Origin of the sequence: Pseudomonas sp. SWI36, from assembly GCF_002948105.1 — a bacterium.
GTDB lineage: Bacteria > Pseudomonadota > Gammaproteobacteria > Pseudomonadales > Pseudomonadaceae > Aquipseudomonas > Aquipseudomonas alloputida.
The window spans coordinates 3713336-3738986 of the sequence record NZ_CP026675.1; the positions used below are offsets into that span (position 1 = coordinate 3713336).

Annotated in this window: 25 protein-coding genes; 16 read left to right on the forward strand and 9 right to left on the reverse strand. The window is 62.2% G+C overall.

Translation table 11 applies throughout. The annotated features are described in order from the left end of the window. Positions 1 to 64: 64 nt before the first annotated feature. The 6 genes from C4Q27_RS17730 to graT form a co-directional block, all read right to left on the reverse strand. Positions 65 to 475: a SufE family protein gene (locus C4Q27_RS17730; RefSeq protein ID WP_104887130.1), complete on the reverse strand. Its 411-nt coding sequence runs from the start codon at positions 473 to 475 to the stop codon at positions 65 to 67. Further along, positions 472 to 1677, reverse strand: coding sequence for a cysteine desulfurase (locus tag C4Q27_RS17735; protein WP_104887131.1), 1206 nt, complete (start codon positions 1675 to 1677; stop codon positions 472 to 474). The genes C4Q27_RS17730 and C4Q27_RS17735 overlap by 4 nt, the downstream gene beginning before the upstream one ends. An 81-nt stretch (positions 1678 to 1758) precedes the next feature. Next, positions 1759 to 2793, reverse strand: a complete 1035-nt coding sequence (dapD, locus tag C4Q27_RS17740) for a 2,3,4,5-tetrahydropyridine-2,6-dicarboxylate N-succinyltransferase (RefSeq protein ID WP_019437665.1) — start codon at positions 2791 to 2793, stop codon at positions 1759 to 1761. Between the two features lie 31 nt (positions 2794 to 2824). Next, a complete protein-coding gene (locus tag C4Q27_RS17745) occupies positions 2825 to 3172 on the reverse strand; it encodes an ArsC family reductase (RefSeq protein ID WP_003252272.1) in 348 nt (115 codons plus the stop codon). Between the two features lie 124 nt (positions 3173 to 3296). Beyond that, the gene (gene graA / locus C4Q27_RS17750; protein WP_010952669.1) at positions 3297 to 3596 is read right to left on the reverse strand and encodes a type II toxin-antitoxin system antitoxin GraA; all 300 of its coding nucleotides are present in this window, start codon (positions 3594 to 3596) and stop codon (positions 3297 to 3299) included. 8 nt (positions 3597 to 3604) lie between these two features. Beyond that, entirely contained in the window at positions 3605 to 3883 is a 279-nt protein-coding gene (graT, locus tag C4Q27_RS17755; protein WP_080574895.1) for a type II toxin-antitoxin system toxin GraT, read from the reverse strand. A gap of 252 nt (positions 3884 to 4135) precedes the next feature. Between graT and C4Q27_RS17760 the strand changes: the two genes are divergently transcribed. Beyond that, positions 4136 to 5782 (forward strand): Na+/H+ antiporter, encoded by a 1647-nt coding sequence (locus C4Q27_RS17760; RefSeq protein ID WP_064493150.1) that lies wholly within the window; start codon positions 4136 to 4138, stop codon positions 5780 to 5782. A 105-nt stretch (positions 5783 to 5887) separates the two neighbouring features. Here the strand turns inward: C4Q27_RS17760 and dapC are convergent, their stop codons facing one another. The 3 genes from dapC to map are packed head-to-tail and all read right to left on the reverse strand — an operon-like array spanning position 5888 to position 10641. Further along, complete coding sequence (dapC, locus tag C4Q27_RS17770; protein WP_104887133.1) at positions 5888 to 7084, reverse strand: succinyldiaminopimelate transaminase; 1197 nt, start codon at positions 7082 to 7084, stop codon at positions 5888 to 5890. Between the two features lie 30 nt (positions 7085 to 7114). Continuing rightward, on the reverse strand, positions 7115 to 9817 hold the full coding sequence (locus C4Q27_RS17775) for a [protein-PII] uridylyltransferase (RefSeq protein ID WP_010952673.1): 2703 nt from the start codon (positions 9815 to 9817) through the stop codon (positions 7115 to 7117). 41 nt (positions 9818 to 9858) lie between these two features. Further along, the gene (gene map / locus C4Q27_RS17780; RefSeq protein WP_003252286.1) at positions 9859 to 10641 is read right to left on the reverse strand and encodes a type I methionyl aminopeptidase; all 783 of its coding nucleotides are present in this window, start codon (positions 10639 to 10641) and stop codon (positions 9859 to 9861) included. A gap of 346 nt (positions 10642 to 10987) precedes the next feature. Here map and rpsB point away from each other — a divergent pair, with 346 nt between their 5' ends. The 15 genes from rpsB (at position 10988) to rnhB (ending at position 25571) form a co-directional block, all read left to right on the forward strand. Beyond that, positions 10988 to 11725, forward strand: coding sequence for a 30S ribosomal protein S2 (gene rpsB / locus C4Q27_RS17785; protein ID WP_003252287.1), 738 nt, complete (start codon positions 10988 to 10990; stop codon positions 11723 to 11725). 185 nt (positions 11726 to 11910) lie between these two features. Further along, a complete protein-coding gene (gene tsf / locus C4Q27_RS17790) occupies positions 11911 to 12774 on the forward strand; it encodes a translation elongation factor Ts (protein WP_010952674.1) in 864 nt (287 codons plus the stop codon). A gap of 181 nt (positions 12775 to 12955) precedes the next feature. Beyond that, positions 12956 to 13699 carry a UMP kinase gene (gene pyrH, locus C4Q27_RS17795; RefSeq protein ID WP_003252294.1) on the forward strand — a complete coding sequence of 248 codons (744 nt, stop codon included), beginning with the start codon at positions 12956 to 12958 and terminating at the stop codon, positions 13697 to 13699. Next, positions 13696 to 14253 carry a ribosome recycling factor gene (frr, locus tag C4Q27_RS17800; RefSeq protein ID WP_003252296.1) on the forward strand — a complete coding sequence of 186 codons (558 nt, stop codon included), beginning with the start codon at positions 13696 to 13698 and terminating at the stop codon, positions 14251 to 14253. Before pyrH ends, frr begins: the two co-directional genes overlap by 4 nt. A gap of 15 nt (positions 14254 to 14268) precedes the next feature. Further along, positions 14269 to 15024, forward strand: coding sequence for a polyprenyl diphosphate synthase (uppS, locus tag C4Q27_RS17805; protein ID WP_003252299.1), 756 nt, complete (start codon positions 14269 to 14271; stop codon positions 15022 to 15024). After that, positions 15024 to 15839 (forward strand): phosphatidate cytidylyltransferase, encoded by an 816-nt coding sequence (locus C4Q27_RS17810; RefSeq protein WP_104887134.1) that lies wholly within the window; start codon positions 15024 to 15026, stop codon positions 15837 to 15839. The genes uppS and C4Q27_RS17810 overlap by 1 nt, the downstream gene beginning before the upstream one ends. Further along, complete coding sequence (ispC, locus tag C4Q27_RS17815; protein WP_049587431.1) at positions 15836 to 17026, forward strand: 1-deoxy-D-xylulose-5-phosphate reductoisomerase; 1191 nt, start codon at positions 15836 to 15838, stop codon at positions 17024 to 17026. The genes C4Q27_RS17810 and ispC overlap by 4 nt, the downstream gene beginning before the upstream one ends. Positions 17027 to 17097: 71 nt before the next feature. Beyond that, a complete protein-coding gene (gene rseP / locus C4Q27_RS17820) occupies positions 17098 to 18450 on the forward strand; it encodes an RIP metalloprotease RseP (RefSeq protein ID WP_064493154.1) in 1353 nt (450 codons plus the stop codon). 73 nt (positions 18451 to 18523) lie between these two features. Further along, a complete protein-coding gene (bamA, locus tag C4Q27_RS17825; protein WP_003252308.1) occupies positions 18524 to 20884 on the forward strand; it encodes an outer membrane protein assembly factor BamA in 2361 nt (786 codons plus the stop codon). 44 nt (positions 20885 to 20928) lie between these two features. Beyond that, positions 20929 to 21432: an OmpH family outer membrane protein gene (locus C4Q27_RS17830; RefSeq protein ID WP_003252311.1), complete on the forward strand. Its 504-nt coding sequence runs from the start codon at positions 20929 to 20931 to the stop codon at positions 21430 to 21432. Between the two features lies 1 nt (position 21433). Continuing rightward, a complete protein-coding gene (lpxD, locus tag C4Q27_RS17835; protein ID WP_104887135.1) occupies positions 21434 to 22489 on the forward strand; it encodes a UDP-3-O-(3-hydroxymyristoyl)glucosamine N-acyltransferase in 1056 nt (351 codons plus the stop codon). A 114-nt stretch (positions 22490 to 22603) separates the two neighbouring features. Further along, positions 22604 to 23044, forward strand: a complete 441-nt coding sequence (gene fabZ, locus C4Q27_RS17840; protein WP_003252314.1) for a 3-hydroxyacyl-ACP dehydratase FabZ — start codon at positions 22604 to 22606, stop codon at positions 23042 to 23044. Beyond that, positions 23041 to 23817 (forward strand): acyl-ACP--UDP-N-acetylglucosamine O-acyltransferase, encoded by a 777-nt coding sequence (gene lpxA / locus C4Q27_RS17845; protein ID WP_104887136.1) that lies wholly within the window; start codon positions 23041 to 23043, stop codon positions 23815 to 23817. The genes fabZ and lpxA overlap by 4 nt, the downstream gene beginning before the upstream one ends. A 1-nt stretch (position 23818) precedes the next feature. After that, positions 23819 to 24946 (forward strand): lipid-A-disaccharide synthase, encoded by a 1128-nt coding sequence (gene lpxB / locus C4Q27_RS17850; RefSeq protein WP_064490981.1) that lies wholly within the window; start codon positions 23819 to 23821, stop codon positions 24944 to 24946. Between the two features lies 1 nt (position 24947). Then, positions 24948 to 25571, forward strand: coding sequence for a ribonuclease HII (gene rnhB, locus C4Q27_RS17855; protein WP_104887137.1), 624 nt, complete (start codon positions 24948 to 24950; stop codon positions 25569 to 25571). The last annotated feature ends 80 nt before the right edge of the window (positions 25572 to 25651 follow it).

Below are 25651 nucleotides of genomic sequence, written 5' to 3' on the forward strand. Positions count from 1 at the left end.
TCTCTATCAAGCATGATGCCGTATCTGTGGGAGCGGGCAGGCCCGCGAAGAAACCGGCGCCGATTCAGCGGTTGGACGCCAACTCCGCCATCCGCTGCAACACCGCATGCAGCCCATTGCTGCGCGACGGCGACAGTTGGCGTTCCAGCCCGAGCTGGGTAAACCACTCGCGCAGATCAATCCCGGCCAGCTCCTCACTGGCCAGTCCCTGCACCCGCACCAGCAACAGCGCCAGCAGCCCACGCAACAAGCGGGCATCGCTGCTGGCCTTGAACCGCCACATGCCCTCGATCTGCTCGGCCACCAGCCACACCAGGCTCTCGCAGCCATGCACCCGGTTGGCCTCGGTCTTTTCGGCATCAGCCAGCGGCTCCAGGCGGTCACCCCACTGCATCAGCAGCCGCGCACGCTGTTCCCAGCCTTTGCCCTGTTGAAACGCTTCCAGCGCTTGGTGCGCCTGTTCCGGCAGGCTCATCGCAACAGCTCCAGGCCTTGGTCCAGCGCGTCGAAGAAACGCTGCACGTCATCGCTGTCGTTGTACAAACCCAGCGATACCCGTATCGCGCCTTCCAGCCCCAGCCCCTTCAGCAGTGGCATGGCGCAGTGGTGACCGGCACGCACGGCAATGCCCTGTTCAGTCAGCAGGTGAGCGATATCGGCGTTGTGCACGCCCTCAATGACGAAACTGGCCAGGGCCGTCTGCGGTGCGCCCAACACCCGCACGCCCTCGCGGTCGCCCAGGCCACGCAGCAGGTGCTGGTGCAGGCTGGCTTCATGTGCTGCGACCGCATGGGCATCGAGGCTGGCCAGATAGTCCAGTGTCGCACCCAGGCCGATCACCCCGGCAATCGGCGGCGTACCCGCTTCGAAGCCCAGGGGCGCGGGACGGAAGCTGGCGCTGTGGTACTCGGCCAGCTGCACCATCTCGCCACCGAACTGCCAGTGGCGCAACAGCTCCAGGGCCTGGGCGCGGCCATAGAGCACGCCGACGCCGTCCGGACCGTACAGCTTGTGGCTGGAAAACACATAGAAGTCGCAGCCCAGTTGCTGCATGTCCTGGCGACCATGCACCACGCCCTGGGCACCATCGACCACCGTCAGCGCGCCTTGGGCGCGGGCATGGGCCAGCAGCGCTGGCAGCGGTTGCCAGGTACCCAGCACGTTGGACAGCTGGCTGATGGCGAGCACTCGGGTGCGCGGGCCGATCAGTTGCAGTGCCTGGTCCTGGCCGATACGACCATGGGCGTCCAGTGGCAGCACCACCAGGCGCAGGTTGCGCCGGTGCGCCAGCTGTTGCCAGGGCAGCAGGTTGGCATGATGCTCCAGGGCACTGACGGCAATTTCGTCACCGGCTTCGAGGCGGTGCTCCAGGCCATAGGCCAGCAGGTTCAGTGCCGAAGTGGCGCCGTGGGTGAACACGATCTGCCGCGAGTCTGCCGCATTGAGCCAGGCGGCGACCTTGTCGCGGCTGGTTTCGAAGGCCTGGGTCGCCAGCGCACCTGGCAAATGCTGGGCACGGTGCACGTTGGCCGCGCCATGGCCGTAGTAATGGCTCAGGGCATCGAGCAAGGCTTGCGGCTTCTGGGTGGTGGCGGCGCTGTCCAGATAGGTCTGGTGCTGCCGTTGCAGGGCGGCGATGGCGGGAAAGTCGGCACGCCAGGGAGAGGGCTGGAACATGTTTGCGAGGCCTGGAATGAAAATCGGGTCTGGTGCATTGGCGCCAGACCCGATCTTAACACCTCAAACCCGGCAGGGTTCTCAGTTGTGAGCGTGCAGCGCTTCGTTCAGCTCGATGGCCGACTTGTGGGTCTTGCACTCTACCGCGCCGTTCAGCGAGTTGCGGCGGAACAGCAGGTCGGTCTGGCCGGCCAGGTCGCGGGCCTTGACCACTTTGACCAGTTCGTTGTTCTCGTCCAGCAGGTTCACCTTGGTGCCTGCGGTGATGTACAGGCCGGCTTCGACGGTGTTGCGGTCGCCCAGCGGAATACCGATACCTGCGTTGGCGCCGATCAGGCAGCCCTCGCCGACTTTGATGACGATGTTGCCGCCACCGGACAGGGTGCCCATGGTCGAGCAGCCGCCGCCCAGGTCCGAGCCCTTGCCGACGAATACGCCAGCGGAAACGCGGCCTTCGATCATGCCCGGGCCTTCGGTACCCGCGTTAAAGTTGACGAAGCCTTCGTGCATGATGGTGGTGCCTTCGCCAATGTAGGCGCCCAGGCGCACACGGGCGGTGTCGGCGATGCGCACGCCGGCCGGGACCACGTAATCGGTCATTTTCGGGAACTTGTCCACCGAGAACACTTCCAGCAGCTCGCCCTTCAGGCGTGCTTCCAGTTGCAGCTCGGCCAGTTCGCCCAGGTCGACCGCGCCCTGGTTGGTCCAGGCCACGTTCGGCAGCAGCGGGAAGATGCCGGCCAGGCTTACGCCATGCGGCTTGACCAGGCGGTGCGACAGCAGGTGCAGCTTGAGGTAGGCCTCTGGGGTCGAGCTCAGTGCGGCGTCTTCGGCCAGCAGGGTGGCGACCAGCGGCTTGTGGCTCTCTGCCAGACGGGTCAGCAGGGCGGCCTGCGCGGCGTCCACGCCCTTCACGGCTTCGGCCAGTTGTGCGGCCTGGGCGTTGCTGAAGGCGATGGCCTGGTTGCCACCTTCGTAACCGAGAACAGGGGCGACTGCAGCAACCAGTTCGGCGCTCGGATTGAGCAGTGGTTGTGCGTAGAACACTTCCAGCCAGGCGCCCTGGCGGTTCTGGGAGCCGACACCAAAGGCCAGGCTGAACAGGGTATTGGACATGTGATTACCTCGTGCGAAATAGGGTAGGGGCTCAGGCCAGGGCAGCGGCGTACAGGTCGGGCTTGAAGCCAACCAGGGTACGCGCGCCAAGGTCGAGCACCGGGCGTTTGATCATCGACGGCTGGGCCAGCATCAGCTCGACGGCCTTGGCCTGGTCGAGGTCTGCCTTGCTGGCGTCGTCCAGCTTGCGGAAGGTGGTGCCGGCACGGTTGAGGATGACTTCCCAGCCGTGCTCGTCGCACCAGCGGTTCAGGCTGTCGCGGTCGATGCCTTGGGTTTTGTAATCGTGGAATTCGTAGGCGATGGCTTTGTCTTCGAGCCAGGTACGCGCCTTTTTCATGGTGTCACAGGCTTTGATGCCGTAGAGCGTGTAGGTCATTGTGTACATTGGGGTTACAAGTCGCCCCAATCTCTCCGTTTTTCGATGTCAGTCGCGCGATTATGCGGGAACGATCCTCGCGGCGCCACGCCCGTGGCGCCCCTGTTTATTGATCAGGATGTGTTCAAGCGACCAGACGCTGGACCGACCCGATGATCTCATCGCCGTGTTGCTGTTCGGCTGTGCGCAGATCGAAGGCCGTCTGCAGGTTGAGCCAGAACTCAGGAGTGGTGTCCAGGCAGATGGACAGGCGCAGTGCCATGTCGGCGGAAACACCGCCCCGTTCGCGCAGGATGTTGTTGACGGTTGGCGTTGCTACACCCAACGCCCTGGCCAGAGCCGCGGCGCTGAAGCCCATTTCCTTCTGGAACTCCTCCCGCAGGATTTCACCCGGATGGATTGGACGCATACCGTTCTTGAGCATGATGCACCTCAGTGGTAATCGACAATTTCAACGTTAACTGGCCCGTGTTCTGTCCAGGTGAAGCAAACCCGCCATTGGTCATTTACACGGATACTGTGTTGGCCGGCGCGGTTGCCGCTCAGTGACTCGAGGCGATTGCCAGGTGGCGACCTAAGGTCTCGCAACTCTGTTGCGGCATCGAGCATGGCCAGCTTGCGCTCCGCGACTGACTTGATATCTGACCAACGCCGTGTCTTTCCCGTTGTGAAGAGCGCTTCCGTGTCGGCACAGCTAAAGCTTCGAATCATGAGCCTGAATGCTTAACGTTATTCGTTAATGGCGATTATACGACGGGATCGCTGTAGTTCAAGTCTTCAATAACGGGGCACGCGACTCGCAAGCTCCGGTCGCATCTGCTGGGTATCATCATGTTACATATTCCCCCGTCACCTGCGACTATCGTGCAGCGGCCCCGAACCGTCGGTCGCCGCTAACATATTGTTCCAATGGCGATGTTTCGCCTTGCTATCGTTTCTGGTTCACAAAGGAAGCTTTCCCGGATGCAGTCCGCCTACACCGTTCTCATCCTGCTGACGCTGGTCAGCCTGTCGAAGCTGGTCGGCCGTGTGATCCCGCTGCCATTGCCGCTGGTACAGATTGCCGCCGGTGCCTTGCTGGCGTGGCCGACGCTGGGCCTGCATGTAGCCCTTGACCCCGAATTGTTCCTGTTCCTGTTCCTGCCTCCGCTGCTGTTCGCCGACGGCTGGCGCATCCCCAAGCGTGAGTTATGGCGCATTCGTGGCCCGGTAGTGGCGCTGGCCGTGGGGCTGGTGTTGTTCACCGTGGTCGGCGCCGGTTACTTCATCCACTGGTTGCTGCCGAGCATCCCGTTGCCGGTGGCCTTCGCCCTGGCCGCAGTGCTTTCGCCGACCGACGCCGTGGCCGTTTCGGCCATTGCCCAGGACCGCCTGCCCACTCCCCTGATGCACATGCTGCAGGGCGAGGCGCTGATGAACGATGCGTCGGGCCTGGTAACCTTCAAGTTCGCCTTGGCGGCGGCGATCACCGGAGTGTTTTCGTTGGCTGACGCCAGCTTCAGCTTTGTGTTGGTCGCACTGGGCGGCCTTGCGGTGGGTGTGGTACTGAGCTGGTTGATCGGTCGCCTGCGCATGTGGATGATCACCCGGGGCTGGGACGATCCAGCTACCCATGTGGTGTTCATGTTGCTGCTGCCGTTCGCAGCCTACGTGCTGGCCGAGCGCCTGGGCGTTTCGGGTATTCTCTCGGCGGTCGCGGCCGGCATGATGCAGAGCTGGCTCGACCTGCTGCCGCGTCAGACCAGTACCCGCCTGCTCAATCGTAGTGTCTGGTCGTTGCTGGAGTTTGCCTTCAATGGCCTGATCTTCCTGTTGTTGGGCTTGCAGTTGCCAGACATCATCAAGGCTGTGGTCAGCCACGAAGCGACCCTCTGGCCGACATTGGCCTACCGCTGCCTGGACGTGGTGGCGATCTTTGCCGCACTGATTCTGTTGCGGTTCATCTGGGTCCAGAGTATCTGGCGCTCGATCGGTGTGGTACGTCGCTGGCGCGGCAAGCCGGCACTGGTGCTGATGCCTACGGCGCGTTCCTGCTGGTTGCTGACCTTGGGTGGTGTGCGCGGCGCTGTCACCCTGGCGGGTGTCATGTCGATCCCGTTGCTGATAGGGGCTGATACAGCTTTCCCGGAGCGTGACCTGCTTATCTTCATTGCTGCGGGGGTAATTCTGCTGTCGTTGATCAGTGCCTGCCTTGCCCTGCCGCTGTTACTGCGAGGGGTGACCAAGAGCCCTGACGAGCGCTTGCACCAAGAGGTACAGGAAGCCTGGCGGCGCACAGCCGAGGCGGCGATTCATGCCTTGGAGGCAGAAGAGGTGATCGACAGCAACGCACCGCAGGATGCTGCGCAGGCAACCTTGGCGACCGAGCTGAAGGCGCGCTTGATGGCTGAATACCGGGATGAGCTGGAAAGCTACGACGACAGTGCCGAAGCCAAGGCCCTGGCCGCACAGATGGACTTGCTGGAGCGGCGTTTACGCTTGCGTGCCCTGAGGGCCCAGCGGCTGGAGCTGTACAACCTGCATCGTCAGCACCTGGTGGGCGATGAGGTGGTGCGGCAAGTACTGGGTGAGCTGGATATGAGTGAGGCGAACCTAGGTTCAGTCAAGTAGACCCTATCAAGGCCCTTCGCGGGCGCGCCCGCTCCCACAGGTACTGCGCTGCGCTTGAAATCAGCGCAGTACCTGTGGGAGCGGGCGTGCCCGCGAAGGGGTTGATCAGCGGTTTTGCAGGTAGGCGCGAATGCGCTCCGCCGCTTCGATGCATTCGGCCAGCGGTGCAACCAGTGCCATGCGCACGCGCCCGGCACCCGGGTTCACCCCATCCACTTCACGCGACAGGTACGACCCCGGTACCACGGTCACATGCTGGGCTTCGAACAGGCCGCGGGTGAACTCGGCATCGTCGCCCGGTACCTTGGCCCACAGGTAGAAACTGCCGTCCGGGCGCTGCACATCCAGTACCGGCTGCAGAATATCCAGCACGGCATCGTACTTGGCCCGGTATTGATCGCGGTTCTCGCGCACATGCGCCTCGTCCTGCCAGGCGGCGATGCTGGCCAGCTGGGTTTGCACCGGCATCGCGCAGCCGTGGTAGGTGCGGTACAGAAGAAACGGCTTGATGATCCGGGCATCGCCCGCGACGAAGCCCGAGCGCAGCCCAGGCAGGTTGGAGCGCTTGGACAGGCTGTGGAACACCACGCAGCGCGCAAAATCGCTACGGCCAAGCTCGGCGCATGCCGACAGCAGGCCTGGCGGAGGCGCATCCTCGTCGAAGTACAGCTCGCTGTAGCACTCGTCGGCGGCGATCACGAAGTCGTGTTCGTCAGCCAGGGCAATCAGCTTCTTCAGGGTGTTCATCGGCACCAGCGCGCCGGTAGGGTTGCCCGGCGAGCACAGGAACAGGATCTGGCAACGCTTCCACACCTCGGCCGGTACGGCGTCGAAGTCCGGGTTGAAACCGTTGTTTTCCAGGCAGGGCAGGTAGTGCGGGGTGGCGCCGGCCAGAAACGCTGCGCCTTCGTAGATCTGGTAGAACGGGTTGGGGCTGATCACCAGGCCGTCATCGGCGCGGTTGACCACGGCCTGGGTGAAGGCGAACAGCGCTTCACGGGTGCCGTTGACCGGGAGGATGTGGCGGTCGGCGTCCAGCCAGCCGGCGGGCACGCCAAAGCGTCGTTCGCACCACTGGCCGATGGCCTGGCGCAGGGCTGGCAAACCGAGGGTGCTGGGGTAAACCGCCAGCTTGTCGAGGTTGTCGGCCATGGCCTGGGCGACGAACGCCGGCGATTCGTGCTTCGGCTCACCAATCGACAGAGCGATGGCGCGTTTGTCCGCCGCAGGCTTCACGCTGCCCAGCAGGGCGCGAAGCTTTTCGAACGGATAGGGCTGAAGCTGGGTCAAGGCATGGTTCATCGGCGCAAGGTCTCGTCAATCGTCTAATCGTTAAAAGGTCACGCGGGTCTGGCTGGTGTCGCTACCTTGGCCGGCCTGCAGTTGCTGCACGATGGCTTCCTGCAGGCGGCTGCACAGCTGCGGGTCTGACAGCGGCTGGTTGTCGGCATCGGTAATGAAGAACACGTCCTCTACCCGCTCGCCGAGGGTGGCGATCTTGGCGTTTTGCAGTGACAGGTCGAACTCCAGGAAGATCCGCCCCAGCCGGGCCAGCAGGCCCGGGCGGTCTGGTGCGGTGATTTCGAGGATGGTCACCGGCCGCTGGGCATCGTTGAGGATGGTCACTTGCGGCGGGAAGTCGAAGTGCTTGAGCTGCCGCGGTACCCGGCGCTGGATGATGGTCGGGTAGTCCTCGGGGTTGCGCAGCGCTTCGGTCAGGCCATCGCGAATCTGCTTGACCCGCTGCGGGTTGTCGCCGATCGAGCCACCGTCGTTGTCCAGCACAATGTAGGTGTCGAGGGTGAACTGGCTGCTCGACGTGATGATCCGTGCGTCGTGGATGTTCAGGTTCAACTGCGACATGGCCGCCACCGTCACGGCGAAGAAATCGTGCTGGTCGGGGGCATAGATGAAGATCTGCGTGCCGCCTTCGAACTCGCGCTGGGTGGTTTCCTTGATCAGCACCAGCGGCCCGCCATCGGCCGGTTGCTGCAGGATCGCATCCGTGTGCCAGGCGACGTCGGCGGCGGTGTGCTTGAGGAAATAGTCATCGCCCAGTTGCGCCCATAGCTGCTCGACGTCGTCCGGGTCGGTGCCCTCGCGCACCAGGATGTCCAGCGCTGACGACTGGGTCTGGCGAATCTGCTCTTCGCGGTCCAGCGGGTTTTCCAGGCCGCGGCGCAGGGCACGCTTGGTCTCGGTGTACAGCTGGCGCAGCAGGCTGGCCCGCCACGAGTTCCAAAGGCTCGGGTTGGTGGCGTTGATGTCGGCCACGGTCAGTACGTACAGGTAGTCAAGGCGCGTCTCGTCGCCCACGTGCAGGGCAAAGTCGTTGATCACCTGCGGGTCGGACAAGTCCTTGCGCTGAGCGGTGGTCGACATCACCAGGTGGTTCTGCACCAGCCAGACGATCAGGCGGCTGTCCCAGGCCGGCAACTGGTGCCGTTCGCAGAACTTCTGTGCGTCCACTGCACCGATTTCCGAGTGGTCGCCCTGGCGACCCTTGCCGATGTCGTGGTACAGCCCGGCCAGGTAGATCAGCTCGGGTTTGGGCAGGCGCCCCATGAGCTTGCTGGCCAGCGGGAATTTCTCGGACACCGGCGTGTATTGCAGCTTGCGCAGGTGCTTGATGAGGTTGAGGGTATGCGCATCGACCGTATAGATGTGGAACAGGTCATGCTGCATCTGCCCGACGATCAGGCCGAACTCTGGCAGATAACGGCCAAGAATGCCGTAGCGGTTCATCCGGCGCAGGTTGCGGTGGATGCCGATTTCGCACTTGAACAGCTCGATGAACAGGCTGGTATTGCGGATATCGGTGCGGAACGTGTCGTCGATCAGGTGGCGGTGTTCGCGCAGCAGGCGCACGGTATCGGCACGCACGCCCTTTATCTCGGGGTGTTGGGCCATCAGCACGAAGATTTCCAGCATGGCGAATGGCGTGCGTTTGAACACGTTCGGGTGGGTGGCCTCGATATAGCCGTCATGCAGGCGGAACCGCGCATTCAGCGGCTGGGTGCTGCCACTTTCCTCATCGGCGAGGATAACCTCTTCGAAGTGCTGGATGATCAGGTCGCACAGCTGGCTGATGCTCATCACCACCCGGTAGTACTGCTGCATGAACTGTTCGATCGCCCGCTTGGGGTTTTCATCGCTGTAGCCCAGCAGCGTGGCGATGCTGCGCTGGTGGTCGAACAGCAGGCGGTCTTCGGCGCGTCCGGCCAGCATGTGCAGGGCGTAACGGACTTTCCAGAGGAAGTCCTGGGACGAAGCCAGCAGTTCATTCTCGCTTTCCAGCAAGAAGCCTTCGCCGGCCAGTGCATGCAGGTTGAGCGTCCCGTACTGGCGGCGGGCCACCCACAGGACCGTCTGGATGTCACGCAGGCCACCTGGCGAACCCTTGACGTTGGGTTCGAGGTTGTACTCGGTGTCGTTGTACTTGTGGTGGCGGGCCTTGAGTTCGGCGCGCTTGGCCAGGAAGAACTCCTTGCTCGGCCACATGTGCGCGGTGCTGGTGACTTCCAGCATGCGCTGGCGCAAGGCCTCGGGGCCGGCGATGGTGCGGCTTTCCATCAGGTTGGTGATCACCGTCAGGTCGGCGCGGGCCTGTTCGGCGCACTCGTCGACGGTGCGCACGCTCTGGCCGACTTCCAGGCCAATGTCCCACAGCAAGGTCAGAAAGCGCTCGATGGCGTCGCGGTACTGCTCGTGCTCGGCAGCGCCCAGCAGAATCAGCAGGTCGATGTCCGAGTGCGGGTGCAGTTCACCGCGCCCGTAGCCGCCCACCGCAACCAGGGCAATGCCGCTCTGGTCGCCCCAGTCGAACTGGTTCCACGCCTGTTGCAGGATATTGTCGACGAGCCAGGCGCGGGCCTCGATCAGCGGGCGGATGTCGCTGCCGGCGCGAAAACGTTTGTCGAGCACCTCGCCGGCCAGGCGGATGGCTTTCTTGAAGGCGGCGATGGGGCTCGCCTTGAGGGCCAGTTCCGCCTGGAACTGGCCACGGTCGAACAGCTCGGGGTCCACCTGGGGCATCGCGTCACGTTCCTGTCGTGGGGTGGCCTGTCGGGGTGCGGTCAGGCCGAAGTGCGCGGGATGGTGTCGTCCTTGCGCAGGGTGAAGATCTCGTAGCCAGTGGCGGTCACCACCAAAGTGTGTTCCCACTGGGCCGAGAGCTTGCGGTCCTTGGTGATGGCGGTCCAGCCGTCGCCCAGCACCTTGGTGTCGGCCTTGCCCTGGTTGATCATCGGCTCGATGGTGAAGGTCATGCCTTCCTTCAGCTCCATGCCCGTGCCAGCGCGGCCATAGTGGAGGATCTGCGGCTCTTCGTGGAACACCTTGCCGATGCCATGACCGCAGAACTCGCGTACCACCGAGAAACCGTTCTTTTCCGCGTGCTTCTGGATCACTTCACCGATGTCGCCCAGGCGGCAGCCCGGCTTGACCAGCTCGATGGCCTTGTACATGCATTCCTGGGTGACCTTGGACAGGCGCTCGGCCCAGACCGGCACGTTACCGACGTGGAACATGCGGCTGGTGTCGCCGTGGTAGCCGTCCTTGATCACGGTGACGTCGATATTGAGCGTGTCACCGTCCTTGAGCGGCTTGTCGTTGGGGATGCCGTGGCAGACCACATGGTTGATCGAGGTGCAGATCGACTTCGGGTAGCCCTTGTAGTTGAGCGGTGCCGGGATGGCCTGCTGAACGTTGACGATATAATCGTGGCACAGGCGGTCGAGCTCTTCGGTGGTGACACCGGGCTTGACGTGTTCTTCGATCATTTCCAGCACTTCGGCGGCCAGGCGGCCAGCGATGCGCATCTTCTCGATGTCTTCTGCGGTCTTGATGGTGACGGTCATTACAGGCTCTCTACGGCGCCGTGCACGGCGCGAACAAACGGGAAAGGCCGGATTCTAGCAGAGCAGGGCGCCGATCGGTCGGGATAAAGGCGGTCATGCTGTTGTCTACAGCTCGCATTCTGGCGCGAAAGCCGGGGTGCTGCAAAAAGTGCTGACAGACGCAACAGTATCCGGGTTCCGTTCGCTCGCGGTCTGTGGTATAAAATGCGCCGCTTTCGGGGACGACCCCGTCAGCACTTAACCCACACACGTGTCGACACGATGACCTGGGTGCCCCGAGTTGCAGAATTCGCGGGTTGGTCATTGGGATACGTGGAGGCCCAACCCGACTTATCAAGGAACTATCATGTCCCAAGTCAACATGCGCGATATGCTGAAGGCCGGTGTGCACTTCGGCCACCAGACCCGTTACTGGAACCCGAAAATGGGCAAGTACATTTTCGGCGCGCGTAACAAGATCCACATCGTCAACCTGGAAAAAACCCTGCCAATGTTCAACGACGCTCTGTCGTTCGTAGAGCGCCTGGCCCAGGGCAAGAACAAGATCCTGTTCGTCGGCACCAAGCGTTCCGCCGGCAAGATCGTCGCCGAGCAAGCCGCTCGTTGCGGTTCGCCGTACGTTGACCACCGTTGGTTGGGCGGCATGCTGACCAACTACAAGACCATCCGCGCTTCGATCAAGCGTCTGCGCGACCTGGAAACCCAGGCCGAAGACGGCACTTTCGCCAAGCTGACCAAGAAAGAAGCCCTGATGCGCTCCCGCGACCTGGAAAAACTGGATCGCAGCCTGGGTGGCATCAAGGACATGGGCGGTCTGCCAGACGCTCTGTTCGTTATCGACGTTGATCACGAGCGCATCGCGATCACCGAAGCCAACAAACTGGGTATCCCGGTCATCGGCGTTGTCGATACCAACAGCAGCCCGGAAGGTGTTGACTACATCATCCCAGGTAACGATGACGCCATTCGCGCTATCGAGCTGTACATGACTTCGATGGCTGACGCAGTCATCCGCGGCCGCAACAACGTTGCCGGCGGCACCGAAGTTTACGCTGAAGAAGCGGCTGCACCTGCTGCTGAGTAATAGGCGCTAGCGTCTACTTGGCACGCAAAAAGGGGGCTTTGCCCCCTTTTTGCCACCTTGAAATCCTGCTGTCAGCATCGGCCCCGCATCATGGGCCTGCTGAAATGAAAACAGCGGATTAGCAGAATTGAACGCCCGTGATTGACGGGTGGAATGGTTGAAAAACTTTCCAAGAGGATTTTGAAATGGCAGCAATTACTGCAGCGCTGGTAAAAGAACTGCGCGAGCGTACCGGCGAAGGCATGATGGATTGCAAAAAGGCCCTGGAAAAGGCCGGCGGCGACATCGAGAAAGCCATTGACGACATGCGTGCCTCGGGCGCCATCAAGGCCGCCAAGAAGGCTGGCAACGTCGCTGCTGAAGGCGCTATCGCCGTCAAGACCGACGGTACTTCCGCCGTCCTGCTGGAAGTGAACTCGCAGACCGACTTCCTGGCCCTGCAAGACGACTTCAAGAACTTCGTGGCCGAAAGCCTCGAAGAAGCCTTCGCCCAGAAGCTGACCGACGCCGCTCCGCTGATCGCCTCGCGTGAAGCTGCTCGTGAAGCCCTGGTTGCCAAGTGCGGCGAGAACGTCAACATCCGTCGCCTGGTGCGCGTTGAGGGTGACGTTGTCGGTGCCTACCTGCACGGCAACAAGATCGGCGCTGTCGTCGTTCTGAAAGGCGGTGACGTGGAGCTGGCGAAGAACATCGCCATGCACGTTGCAGCTTCGAACCCTGAGTTCCTGGATTCGTCGGAAATCTCCGCCGAGGCCATCGAGCGCGAGAAGAATGTCTTCCTGCAGCTGAACGCCGACAAGATCGCCGGCAAGCCGGAAAACATCGTTGAGAACATGATCAACGGTCGTATCACCAAGTTCAAGGCCGAAGCCTCGCTGAAAGAGCAAGCCTTCGTCATGAACCCGGAAATCAAGGTTGGCGAGCTGGCCAAGAAAGCCGGTGCTGAAATCGTTTCCTTCACCTACTTCAAAGTAGGCGAAGGCATCGAGAAGCCAGTCGACGACTTCGCTGCTGAAGTTGCCGCTCAGGTCGCTGCTGCCAAGCAGTAAGACAGCCCCGTCTGTCGCCCCAAAGAGGCTGCCCGCTCACGCGCGCAGCCTCTTTGTCAAAACGGGGAGGGGTTTATACGACTCCCTCTTCGCTGGCACCGAAGCGGTGCCACGCTACAGTTAGCAGGCTGCAAACAGCCCGCACGAATTTTCTAAAAGTACGCCGCAGGAGAGACTCGCAATGGCTCAGCAGGTGAGTGGTCGCCAACCTCGCTATAAACGCATTTTGCTCAAACTTAGCGGCGAGGCCCTGATGGGCTCGGAAGACTTCGGGATCGACCCGAAAGTGCTGGATCGCATGGCGCTTGAAGTTGGCCAGCTGGTAGGGATCGGTGTCCAGGTCGGCCTGGTGATCGGTGGTGGCAACCTGTTCCGCGGCGCCGCGCTCAGCGCAGCCGGCATGGACCGCGTCACGGGTGACCACATGGGGATGCTGGCTACCGTGATGAACGGCCTGGCCATGCGCGATGCGCTGGAGCGCTCGAACATCCCGGCCCTGGTCATGTCGGCCATTTCCATGGTGGGTGTCACCGATCATTACGATCGCCGCAAAGCTATTCGTCACCTCAACTCCGGGGATGTGGTAATTTTCTCCGCCGGTACCGGCAACCCGTTCTTCACCACCGACTCCGCGGCCTGCCTGCGCGCCATCGAAATCGATGCTGACGTGGTGCTGAAGGCGACCAAGGTCGATGGCGTGTACACTGCCGATCCATTCAAGGACCCGCATGCCGAGAAATTCGATCACCTGACCTACGATGAGGTTCTGGATCGCAAGCTGGGTGTGATGGACCTGACCGCAATCTGCCTGTGCCGTGACCACAAGATGCCATTGCGGGTATTCAACATGAACAAGCCTGGCGCCCTGCTGAACATCGTGGTGGGTGGCGCTGAAGGCACACTGATCGAGGAAGGCCAAGCATGATCAACGACATCAAGAAAGACGCGCAGGAGCGCATGGGCAAGTCCATCGAAGCCCTGTCCCGCAACCTGGCTGCAATCCGCACCGGTCGCGCTCACCCAAGCATCCTGGACAGCGTCAAGGTTACCGCCTGGGGTAGCGAAATGCCGCTGAACCAGGTCGCCGCGATCACCGTCGAAGATGCCCGCACCCTGAAGATCGTCGCTCACGACAAGAACCTCAGCGCTGCCATCGAAAAGGCCATCCTCACCTCCGATCTGGGCCTTAACCCGTCCAGCGCCGGTACCACCATCCGTGTGCCGATGCCGGCCCTGACCGAGGAAACCCGCAAGGGCTACACCAAGCAGGCCAGCGGTGTTGCCGAGGATGCCAAGGTAGCCGTGCGCAACGTGCGCCGCGACGCCCTGGCTGACCTGAAAAAGCTGACCAAGGACAAGGAAATCAGCGAAGACGAAGAGCGTCGCGCCGCGGACGAGATCCAGAAGCTGACCGACAAGTTCGTCGCCGAAGTGGATGCTGCCTTCAAAGCCAAGGAAAAGGACCTGATGGCCGTCTAAGGCCGGGGTTTTTTAATGGAAAAGACCAAGCCAGCGGCGCCGTCCTCGGTGCCGCGTCATGTCGCGATCATCATGGATGGCAACAATCGCTGGGCGAAAAAACGCCTGCTGCCCGGCGTGGCCGGGCACAAGGCGGGTGTGGACGCCGTTCGCGCGGTCATCGAAGTCTGTGCCAAATCCGGGGTCGAGGTACTGACCCTGTTCGCCTTCTCCAGCGAGAACTGGCAGCGCCCTGCCGAAGAGGTCGGTGCGCTGATGGAGCTGTTCTTCTCGGCGCTGCGCCGTGAGGCCAAGCGCCTTGACGAGAACAATATCAGCCTGCGCATCATCGGCGACCGATCGCGTTTCCATCCTGAGCTGCAGGCCGCCATGCGCGAAGCCGAGGCAGTGACCGCCGGCAACAACCGCTTCATTCTGCAGATAGCAGCCAACTACGGTGGCCAGTGGGACATCGCCCAGGCTGCCCAGCGGCTGGCGCGGGAAGTGCAAGCCGGGCACCTGCGCCCCGAAGACATCACCCCGGGCCTGCTGCAGACCTGTCTGGCAACCGGCGAGCTGCCGTTACCAGACCTTTGTATTCGCACCGGTGGCGAGCACCGCATCAGCAATTTCCTGTTGTGGCAGCTGGCCTATGCCGAGTTGTACTTCTCCGACCTCTACTGGCCGGACTTCAAACACGAGGCCATGCGCAATGCCCTGGCCGATTTCGCTTCGCGCCAGCGCCGCTTCGGTAAGACCAGCGAGCAGGTCGAGGCTGGAGCTCGTGCTTAATGCTTAAACAACGCATCATTACTGCGCTGATCCTGCTGCCGGTCGCGCTGGGTGGTTTCTTCCTGCTCAATGGCGGGGATTTCGCCCTGTTCATCGGCTTCGTAGTGACCCTCGGTGCCTGGGAGTGGGCGCGCCTTGCAGGGCTGATGGCCCAGCCGCTGCGCATTGCCTATGCAGCGGTGGTCGCGGGGGCGCTGATGCTGCTGTACATCCTTCCGGAACTGGCGCCCTGGGTGCTGGGCGCTGCCGTGATCTGGTGGGGGTTGGCCACCTGGCTGGTGCTTACCTACCCGCGCAGCAGCGACCTGTGGGCCAGTGCTGCCTGTCGGTTGTTGATCGGCCTGCTGGTCTTGCTGCCCGCCTGGCAAGGGCTGGTGCTGCTCAAGCACTGGCCCTTGGGAAACTGGCTGATCCTGTCGGTCATGGTGCTGGTGTGGGCCGCCGACATCGGTGCGTACTTCTCTGGCCGGGCATTCGGCAAGCGCAAGCTGGCTCCGCAGGTCAGCCCGGGCAAGAGTTGGGAAGGCGTGTACGGTGGCCTGGCGGTCAGCCTGTTGATTACCCTGGGTGTCGGCATCAGTCGCGACTGGGGCTTTGGTCAGATCCTGCTGGGCCTGTTGGGCGCTACGTTGCTGGTGATGTCCTCGGTGGTCGGTGACCTGACCGAGAGCATGTTCAAGCGTCGCTCCGGCATCAAGGACAGCAGCAATCTGCTGCCCGGGCATGGGGGTGTGCTCGATCGCATTGACAGCCTGACTGCCGCAATCCCGGTCTTCGCCGTGCTGTTGTGGGCTGCCGAATGGGGTGTGATGTGAGTCGCCCGCAACGTATTACCGTGCTCGGGGCCACCGGCTCCATTGGCCTGAGCACGCTGGATGTGATTGCGCGTCATCCTGACCGTTATCAAGCGTTCGCCCTCACTGGCTATTCGCGCATCGACGAGCTGTTGGCGCTATGCGTGCGTCATCGTCCGGCCTTCGCTGTGGTGCCGAGCACTGAGGCGGCGGTGAGGTTGCGTGCGAGTCTGGCTGCGGCCGGTTGCACCACCGAGGTGCTGGAAGGTGAGGCCGGGCTTTGCCAGGTGGCGTCGGCCGCTGAAGTGGATGCAGTGATGGCAGCCATTGTCGGTGCTGCCGGCCTGCGCCCCACGCTGGCGGCGGTCGAGGCGGGCAAGAAGGTGTTGCTGGCCAACAAGGAAGCACTTGTGATGTCCGGCGCACTGTTCATGGAGGCGGTGCGGCAAAAGGGTGCCGTGCTGCTGCCGATCGACAGCGAACACAACGCTATCTTCCAGTGCATGCCAGGCGACTACGCCCGTGGCCTGAGTGCCGTCGGTGTGCGCCGGATCCTGCTTACCGCGTCCGGCGGGCCGTTCCGCGAAACGCCGGTCGAGGCGCTGCTGGACGTGACTCCGGAGCAAGCCTGTGCGCACCCCAACTGGTCCATGGGGCGCAAGATCTCCGTGGATTCGGCCAGCATGATGAACAAAGGCCTCGAGTTGATCGAAGCCTGCTGGTTGTTCGATGCCGTGCCGTCCAAGGTTGAGGTGGTGGTGCACCCGCAGAGCGTGATCCACTCGCTGGTCGACTACGTGGACGGTTCGGTACTCGCGCAGTTGGGCAACCCGGACATGCGTACGCCAATCGCCAACGCGTTGGCCTGGCCGGAACGGATCGATTCCGGGGTTGCCCCTCTGGACCTGTTCGCCATCGCCCGTCTGGATTTCCAGGCGCCCGACGAACAACGCTTCCCTTGCCTGCGCCTTGCGCGGCAGGCTGCCGAGGCCGGCAACAGCGCGCCTGCCGTGCTCAATGCGGCCAACGAAGTCGCGGTCCAGGCATTTCTTGAACGGCGCATCCGCTTCCCGGAGATCGCGGGTATGATCGAACAGGTACTCGACCAGGAACCCGTCGTACCGCTGCCGTCGCTGGATGCGGTATTTGCCGCCGATCAGCGTGCCCGGGAGCTTTCCCGTGAGTGGCTGAGGCGTCACGGCCGCTGATGCAGGCCCGCCAAGGTTCGTGAGGGGGCTGGGCAGGATGCCGGCCCGCTGAACATCATTCGGAGATGGACATGACAGCGCTCTACATGATTATCGGCACCCTCGTGGCTCTGGGTGTGCTGGTCACTTTCCACGAATTCGGTCACTTCTGGGTGGCGCGCCGCTGCGGCGTCAAGGTGCTGCGTTTCTCGGTGGGGTTCGGTACACCGCTGCTGCGGTGGCATGACCGCCACGGCACCGAGTTCGTTGTTGCGGCCATTCCTCTGGGTGGCTACGTCAAGATGCTCGACGAGCGCGAAGGCGATGTGCCGCCGGCGCTGGCCGGGCAGTCGTTCAACCGCAAGTCGGTGCGCCAGCGGATTGCGATTGTCGCGGCAGGCCCGATCGCCAATTTTCTGCTGGCTATCCTGTTTTTCTGGGTGCTGGCGATGCTGGGTACCCAGCAAGTCCGCCCGGTTATCGGCGTGGTCGACAGTGGCAGCCTGGCAGCATCTGCAGGGCTGACCGCAGGTCAGGAAATTGTTTCTGTAGATGGCAAGCCGACCAACGGTTGGTCGGCGGTCAATTTGCAGCTGGTTCGTCGTCTGGGCGAGAGCGGTACCTTGCAGATTGGCGTGCGCGATGAGGGCGCCAGCGCCGAGCGCCAGCTGCAGGTCAAGCTGGACAATTGGCTCAAGGGCGCCGACGAGCCGGACCCGATTCAATCCCTGGGGCTGCGCCCTTGGCGCCCGGCGATCACCCCGGTGCTGGCCGAGATCGATCCGAAGGGGCCGGCTGCCGCTGCGGGCTTGAAAACCGGTGACAAGCTGCTGGCTCTGGATGATGTGGCAGTGACCGAATGGCAGCAGGTAGTCGACCGCGTGCGCGCCCGTCCGGATGCCAAGGTCATGGTGCGAGTGGAGCGCGACGGCGCTGCCCTGGAGCTGCCGGTGACCTTGGCCCGCAAGGGGGAGGGCAAGGCAGTCGGTGGCTATCTTGGCGCTGGTGTCAAAGGTGGCGAATGGCCTGCCAACATGCTCCGCGAAATCAGCTACGGCCCGCTGGATGCGGTGGGTGAGAGCTTGTCGCGTACCTGGAACATGAGCGTCCTGACCCTTGAATCGCTGAAGAAAATGCTGTTCGGGGAGCTCTCGGTAAAAAACTTGAGTGGACCGATAACCATTGCTAAAGTGGCGGGCGCTTCAGCCCAGTCCGGCGTGGGGGATTTCCTGAATTTCCTGGCCTACCTGAGCATAAGCCTGGGGGTTCTTAACCTGCTGCCCATTCCAGTACTGGATGGGGGGCATTTGCTGTTTTACCTGGTCGAGTGGGCGCGCGGTCGTCCGCTGTCGGATCGGGTGCAAGGTTGGGGGGTTCAGATCGGTATCAGTTTGGTCATAGGGGTGATGTTGCTCGCCCTGATCAACGATCTGGGTCGACTATAAAGCTTCGCTCAATTGCGAACCTGCCGTTCTGTGACGGCAGGTTGTTTATTGCCAGTTGGAATAAAAGGACTTCATGAAACGTCTGCTGCTAACTGCGGTCATGTCCGCACTGATGATCGCTGAAGTTCACGCCGAGTCCTTCACCATCTCCGATATTCGCGTCAACGGCCTGCAGCGGGTTTCCGCCGGCAGTGTGTTCGGTGCCTTGCCACTGAACGTTGGCGACCAGGCTGACGACCGCCGCCTGGTGGACTCGACTCGTTCCCTGTTCAAGACCGGGTTCTTCCAGGACATCCAGTTGAGCCGCGATGGCAATGTGCTGATCATCAACGTGGTCGAGCGCCCGTCGGTGTCGAGCATCGAGATTGAAGGCAACAAGGCGATCAGCACCGAAGACCTGATGAAGGGCCTGAAGCAATCGGGCCTGGCCGAAGGCGAGATCTTCCAGCGTGCCACCCTCGAAGGTGTGCGTAACGAACTGCAACGCCAGTACGTGGCCCAGGGGCGCTACTCGGCCGAGGTCGACGCCGAAGTGGTGCCGCAGCCGCGCAACCGTGTGGCGCTGAAGATCAAGATCAACGAAGGCACCGTCGCCGCCATCCAGCACATCAACATCGTGGGCAACAACGTATTCGATGATGAGACCCTGGGTCAGCTGTTCGAGCTGAAGACCACCAACTGGCTGTCGTTCTTCAAGAACGACGACAAGTACGCCCGTGAAAAACTCTCCGGTGACCTGGAGCGCCTGCGTTCCTACTACCTGGACCGCGGCTACATCAACATGGACATCGCCTCCACCCAGGTGTCCATCACGCCGGACAAGAAGCACGTCTACATCACCGTCAACATCAACGAAGGCGAGAAATACACCGTTCGCGACGTGAAGCTGTCCGGTGACCTCAAGGTGCCGGAAGACCAGGTCAAGTCGCTGCTGCTGGTGCAGCCGGGGCAGGTATTCTCGCGCAAGGTGATGACCACCACGTCCGAGCTGATCACCCGCCGGCTGGGTAACGAAGGCTACACCTTCGCCAACGTCAACGGCGTGCCGCAACCAAACGACCAGGACCACACGGTCGACATCATGTTCGTGGTCGACCCGGGCAAGCGTGCCTACGTCAACCGCATCAACTACCGCGGCAACACCAAGACCGAAGACGAAGTGCTGCGTCGCGAAATGCGCCAGATGGAAGGCGGCTGGGCGTCGACCTACCTGATCGACCAGTCCAAGACCCGTCTTGAGCGCCTGGGCTTCTTCAAGGAAGTCAACGTCGAGACCCCGCAGGTGCCTGGCACCGACGACCAGGTCGACGTCAACTACAGCGTCGAAGAGCAGGCCTCCGGCTCGATCACCGCCAGCGTCGGTTTCGCCCAGAGCGCCGGCCTGATCCTGGGTGGTTCGATCAGCCAGAGCAACTTCCTCGGTACCGGTAACAAGGTATCCATCGGCCTGACCCGTTCGGAATACCAGACCCGTTACAACTTCGGTTTCGTTGATCCCTACTTCACCGCCGATGGCGTCAGCCTGGGCTACAACGCCTTCTACCGCAGCACCGATTACGACGACCTCGACGTCGACGTTGCCAGCTATGCGGTGGACAGCTACGGTGCCGGCGTCAGCCTGGGCTACCCGATCAGCGAAACCTCGCGCCTGACCTACGGCCTGAGCGTGCAGCAGGACAAGATCAAGACCGGCAAATACACCGTCGACGAGATCTTCGATTTCCTCGAGCAGGAGGGTGACAACTTCCTGAACTTCAAGGCCTCGATCGGTTGGTCCGAGTCGACCCTGAACAAAGGCGTACTGGCCACCCGTGGTCACTCGCAAAGCCTGACCCTGGAGTCCACCGTTCCGGGCAGCGACCTGTCGTTCTTCAAGCTTGACTACCGTGGCCAGCTGTTCAAGCCGATCACCAGCGACTACACCCTGCGCCTGCATACCGAGCTGGGCTATGGTGATGGTTACGGCAGCACCTCCGGCCTGCCGTTCTACGAGAACTATTTCGCGGGTGGTTTCAACTCCGTCCGTGGCTTCAAGGACAGCAGCCTGGGCCCGCGCAGTACCCCGAGCATCGGCGAGGCCGCAGGTGGCAAGCCAGGCACCATCGCCGACCCGGATCAGGATCCGTTGCCGTTTGGTGGTAACGTGCTGGTGCAAGGCGGTGCCGAACTGCTGTTCCCGCTGCCGTTCGTCAAGGATCAGCGTTCACTGCGCACCTCTGTGTTCTGGGACGTGGGTAACGTGTTCGACACCAATTGCGGCAACAAACCTGATTGCGAGAAGGTCGGGTTCTCGGGCATGGCCAGTTCGGTCGGCCTGGGCGTGACCTGGATTACCGCACTGGGCCCGCTGAGCTTCAGCCTGGCAATGCCGGTCAAGAAGCCGGACGATGCCGATACCCAGGTGTTCCAATTCTCTCTGGGCCAGACCTTCTAAGGTCGGCCCTTGCTTAATGACAACGGTTTATCCAGGAGTGCATCGTGCGTAAATTGGCTCAATTGGCCGTAGTGGCCGCGGCGCTGGTCGCCACCCCGGCTTTCGCCGAAATGAAGGTTGCCGTCCTGAACTACCAGATGGCCCTGCTCGAGTCGGATGCCGCCAAGAAGTATGCGGTTGATGCCGAGAAGAAATTCGGTCCGCAACTGACCAAGCTGAAAAGCCTGGAAAGCAGTGCCAAGGGCATCCAGGACCGCCTGATCAAGGGCGGCGACAAGATGCAGCAGCAGGAGCGTGAGCGCCTGGAGCTCGAGTTCAAGCAAAAGGCCCGCGATTTCCAGTTCCAGTCCAAGGAACTGAACGAAGCCAAGGCCGTTGCTGATCGCGACATGCTCAAGCAACTGAAGCCGAAGCTGGATGGTGCTGTCGAGGAAGTGATCAAGAAGGGCGGCTACGACCTGGTCCTCGAGCGTGGTGCGGTCATCGATGTCAAACCTCAGTACGACATCACCCGCCAAGTCATCGAGCGCATGAACCAAGCCCGTTGATATGAGTGTGACCATGACGCTAGGCCAGCTGGCCGAGGTGCTCGGAGCTACCCTCAAGGGGCCCGAGGCGCTGCAGATTACCGGGTTGGCCACCTTGCAGGAGGCTGGCCCGACGCAGTTGAGCTTCCTCGCCAACCCGCAGTACCGCAAGTACCTGGATAACAGCCAGGCCGGCGCGGTGCTGCTCAAGGCTGCGGATGCCGAAAGCTTTGCCGGCAATACCCTGATCGTGGCGGACCCGTACCTGGCTTACGCGCGGATTTCCCACCTGTTCGATCCCAAACCCAAGGCTGAGGCGGGAATACATCCCAGCGCCGTGGTGGCGGAAGATGCCCAGGTGGACGCCAGCGCCAGCATCGGGCCGTTCGCGGTCATCGAAAGTGGTGCGCGCATCGGCGCCAACGTCAGCATCGGCGCACACTGCTTCATCGGTGCCCGCAGTGTGGTCGGTGAAGGTGGTTGGCTGGCACCGCGGGTCACGCTGTATCACGACGTGACCATCGGTAAGCGTGTGGTCATCCAGTCGGGTGCCGTGATCGGCGGCGAGGGCTTCGGCTTTGCCAACGAGAAGGGCGTCTGGCGCAAGATTGCGCAGATCGGCGGTGTCACCATTGGTGATGACGTGGAGATCGGCGTCAATACTGCTGTTGACCGTGGCGCGCTGTCCGACACCCGGATCGGCGACGGGGTCAAGCTGGATAACCAGATCCAGATCGCTCACAACGTGCAGATCGGTGATCACACTGCCATGGCCGCTTGCGTCGGAATCTCCGGCAGCACGCGCATCGGCAAGCACTGCATGCTGGCCGGGGGTGTGGGGCTGGTTGGGCACATCGATATTTGCGATAACGTTTTCGTTTCCGGAATGACCATGGTTACCCGTTCGATCACTGAACCGGGTTCCTATTCTTCCGGCACTGCCATGCAGCCGCTGGCTGACTGGCGCAAGAGCGCCGCGCGTATCCGCCACCTGGACGACATGGCCAAGCGTCTCCAGCAGCTGGAAAAACGCGTCGATACCGTGACCTCAGGTGGCCTGCCGACATCAGAAGGCTGATACCATTCCCTGAGCAAGAGTGAACAGTCGCTAGCTGGCTCCTCTTTGGATTGCAAAAGGAGCGTGTGGTCAGCACCTGCGCTCCCTATTCTTATTACAGGCTTCCCCACCGAAATGATGGACATCAACGAGATTCGCGAATACCTGCCTCACCGCTACCCGTTTCTGCTGGTAGACCGTGTGACGGATCTGGACTTCGAGGCCCAGAGCATTCGTGCCTACAAGAATGTCAGCATCAATGAGCCGTTTTTCAATGGCCACTTCCCGGCACACCCGATCATGCCGGGTGTCCTGATCATCGAAGCCATGGCCCAGGCGGCCGGCATCCTTGGTTTCAAGATGCTCGATGCCAAGCCGGCCGATGGCACCCTGTACTACTTTGTCGGTTCCGACAAACTGCGTTTCCGTCAGCCGGTTCTGCCGGGTGACCAGCTTGTGCTGGAAGCCAAGTTCCTCAGCCGTAAAAGCATGATCTGGAAGTTCGAGTGCCGCGCCCTTGTCGATGGCAAGCCGGTCTGCTCGGCAGAAATCACCTGCGCGGAACGCTCCCTATGAATTCGATTGATCCTCGGGCCATTATCGATCCGTCGGCCAAGCTGGCCGACGGCGTCGAGGTCGGCCCTTGGTCGATCGTTGGCCCTGATGTAGAAATCGGGGAGGGCACCGTTATCGGCCCGCATGTTGTGCTCAAAGGCCCGACCCGCATCGGCAAGCACAACCGTATCTTTCAGTTTTCCTCTATCGGTGAAGACACCCCGGACCTTAAGTACAAGGGTGAGCCGACGCGCCTGGTGATCGGCGATCACAATGTGATTCGCGAAGGGGTGACCATCCACCGCGGTACTGTTCAGGACCGCGCGGAAACCACCGTGGGTGACCATAACCTGATCATGGCCTATGCCCACATTGGCCACGACAGTGTCATCGGCAACCACTGCATCCTGGTCAACAACACGGCGTTGGCAGGTCATGTACATGTGGGTGACTGGGCGATCCTGTCCGGTTACACCCTGGTTCACCAGTACTGCCATATTGGCGCCCACGCGTTTTCCGGCATGGGCACGGCCATTGGCAAGGACGTTCCGGCCTTCGTTACCGTGTTCGGCAGCCCCGCCGAAGCCCGCAGCATGAACTTCGAGGGCATGCGCCGCCGCGGTTTCAGCGACGAGGTGATCCATGTGCTGCGTCGTTGCTACAAGATTGTCTACCGTCAGGGCCTGACCGTCGAAGACGCGATCAAGGAGCTGGCCGAACCGGCCACGCAACACCCTGAGGTCGAGCTGTTCCGTCAGTCGATCCTGAGCTCCGCTCGCGGCATCACGCGCTGATATGGCCCAGCTTTGCGTAGCGCTGGTCGCCGGTGAGGCCAGTGGCGATATCCTTGGTTCAGGCTTGATGCGTGCCCTCAAGGCGCGCCACCCCGACGTGCGTTTCATCGGGGTTGGCGGCCCCTTGATGGAGGCCGAGGGCCTGCAATCCTATTTCCCCATGGAGCGCCTGGCCGTCATGGGGCTGGTCGAGGTACTGGGGCGCCTGCGCGAGCTGCTCAAGCGCCGCAAGCTGCTGATCCAGACCCTGATCGAAGAAAAGCCCGACGTATTCATCGGCATCGACGCCCCTGACTTCACCCTCAACATCGAGCTGAGGCTGCGCCAGGCCGGGATCAAGACCGTGCACTATGTCAGCCCGTCAGTGTGGGCCTGGCGGCAGAAGCGCGTGCTGAAGATCCGCGAAGGCTGCGACCTGATGCTGACGCTGCTGCCGTTCGAGGCGCGGTTCTACGAAGAGCAGGGTGTGCCAGTGCGTTTTGTCGGCCACCCGCTGGCAGACACCATACCGCTTGAAGCCGACCGCCCGGCCGCGCGCGCCGCGCTGGGCCTGGGCGAGGGGCCGGTGGTGGCGCTGATGCCGGGCAGCCGGGGTGGCGAAGTAGGGCGCCTGGGCGCGTTGTTCCTTGACGCCGCCGAGCGCCTCAGCCAACAAGTGCCGGGTGTGCGCTTCGTGTTGCCCTGCGCCAACGCCACGCGGCGCGCCCAGATCGAACAGATGCTTGAAGGGCGCCAACTGCCGCTGACCCTGCTCGATGGCCAGTCACACCAGGCCCTGGCGGCCTGTGACGCGGTGCTGATCGCCTCGGGCACCGCCACCCTCGAGGCGTTGCTGTACAAGCGGCCGATGGTGGTGGCGTACCGCCTGGCGCCCTTGACCTTCTGGATTCTCAAGCGTCTGGTGAAAAGCCCTTACGTGTCATTGCCGAACCTGCTGGCCCAGCGAGAGCTGGTGCCCGAGTTGCTGCAGGACGACGCTACCAGCGAAGCGCTGGCCAACACCCTGGCGCCGCTGGTGCGCGATGGAAGCCAGCAGACCGAACGTTTCGACGAAATTCACCGCACCCTGCGCCGTGACGCCTCCAATCAGGCGGCCGAGGCGGTACTGGCCCTGCTCAAGGACCGCTGACATGCAAATTGGACTGGACTTCAACCTGGTAGAAGACCTGGTCGCCGGCGTTGACGAAGTGGGCCGTGGCCCGCTGTGCGGCGCGGTGGTAACGGCGGCAGTGATTCTTGATCCCGCGCGGCCGATTCTCGGTCTGAACGATTCGAAGAAACTCACCGAAATCAGGCGTGAGGCGCTGTTCGACGAGATCTGCGAAAAGGCCTTGAGCTTCTGCATCGCCCGCGCCGAAGTCGAGGAAATCGACAGCCTGAACATCCTGCAAGCCACCATGCTGGCCATGCAGCGGGCAGTGGAGGGCTTGCACATTACGCCGAAGCTGGCCCTGATCGATGGCAATCGCTGCCCGAAGCTGGCGGTGCCGGCAGCACCGGTGGTCAAGGGGGATAGCCAGGTGCCGGCCATTGCGGCGGCATCGATCCTGGCCAAGGTGACCCGTGATCGGGAGATGAGTGCGTTCGAACTGATCTACCCGGGTTATGGCATTGGCGGGCACAAGGGCTACCCGACCCCGGTGCATCTCGAGGCCTTGGCGCGCCTTGGGCCTACGCCCATTCATCGGCGTTCCTTCGCCCCGGTGCGGGCGGCTTGGGAAGCGCGCGAAGGCGTCACCGATTCCCTGATCTGACCTATTGGGGCCGCTTCGCGGCCCTTGGCGGGCACGCCCGCTCTCACAGGATTCATCGGTCTGAGCGGCGGGGCCGTACC